The organism is Gryllotalpicola sp. CP2-P1 (assembly GCF_057512245.1).
In genome coordinates, this window is the sequence record NZ_JBLRDT010000381.1 from 1 (window position 1) to 1285 (window position 1285).

The 1285-nt window shown below is 73.6% G+C and carries 2 protein-coding genes; both read right to left on the reverse strand.

The window, feature by feature from the left end; genetic code table 11:
- Positions 1-974, reverse strand: a 974-nt coding sequence (locus ACM2XV_RS15390; protein ID WP_487027583.1) for a dihydrolipoyl dehydrogenase family protein, incomplete at its 3' end; no start/stop codon positions are given.
- Positions 971-1285 (reverse strand): arginase family protein (locus ACM2XV_RS15395; protein WP_487027584.1); only part of this gene is annotated, 315 nt, incomplete at its 5' end. The genes ACM2XV_RS15395 and ACM2XV_RS15390, both read right to left, overlap by 4 nt.

A 1285-nucleotide genomic window follows, 5' to 3' on the forward strand; every position in this document is an offset into this window, starting at 1 on the left:
TTGCCCTGGTGGGTGAGCAGCGCGCGCCCGGTGACGTCGCCGGCGGCGTACAGCCAGTCGATGGGGTCGCCGTCGGGCCCGAGCACGCGCAGCGAGTCGTCGGTCGTGAGCCAGTCGCCGGCGGGCAGGCCGATCGCCTCGAGCCCCAGGTCGCTCGTGCGGGGCACGCGGCCCGTGGCGACGAGGATCTTCTCGGCGGTCACGGCGGTGCCGTCGGAGAGCAGCAGGGTGTGGCCGCCGCCGGACTCGGCCGACTCGACGCGGTCGACCGTCGTACCGAGGCGCACGTCGGCGCCGGCCTTCGTGAGCGCCGCGGCGACCTTCTCGCCGGCGAACGGCTCCTGGCCGCCGAGCAGCGTGCCGCGTGCGATCAGGGTCACCTGCGCGCCGAGCGAGGTGTAGGCGGTCGCCATCTCGGCGGCGACCACTCCGCCGCCGATGATGGCGAGCGATGCGGGAACCGACTTCGCGCTCGTCGCGTCGCGGCTGGTCCACGGCTGGGCCTCGGCGAGGCCCGGCGTGTCGGGCAGCATCGGCAGCGAGCCGGTCGACACGGCGACGGCATGGGTCGCGGTGAGCTCGGTGACGGTGCCGTCGGCGGCCGTCACGGTGAGCGACTTCGGCCCCGTGAAGACGGCGTGGCCGCGCACGAGGTCGATGTGCGCGGAGTCGAGCCACGACACCTGGCCGTCGTCCTTCCAGTTGCTCGTGACCGTGTTGCGGCGCGCGAGCACCCGCTCGACGTCGAGCGACCCCGTGACGGCTTCGGCAGCACCGGGGACCGCTCGCGCGGTCTCGAGCACCGAGCCGCTGCGCAGCAGCGCCTTCGACGGCATGCACGCCCAGTACGAGCACTCGCCGCCGACCAGCTCGGCCTCGACGATGACGGTCTTCAGGCCGCCCTGCACGGCGCGGTCGGCGACGTTCTCGCCGATCGCGCCTGCTCCGATGACGATGACGTCGTAGCTGGTCATGATTCCTCCGTTGGGGTGGGCAGCGGTCGGGTGAGCGCGGCGAGCACGCGCAGGATGGCCGAGAGATCGGATGCCGCGGCGTCGGGGGATGCCGGGGCGAAGCCCGTCACTGCCCCGCCGACCAGCTCGAAGCGAGCTCGCAGGGCGCGGATCGCGGCGGTGAGCTGCTCGACCTCGAGGCCGAAGGGCTCGGGGAATCCCACGCCCTCGATCACGGCCGGGTCGAGCACGTCGAGATCGACGTGGACGTAGATCTGCGTCGCGCCCGTCGCGGCGGCGGCCTCGACGATCGCGTCGCGCGTCGCGAGCTC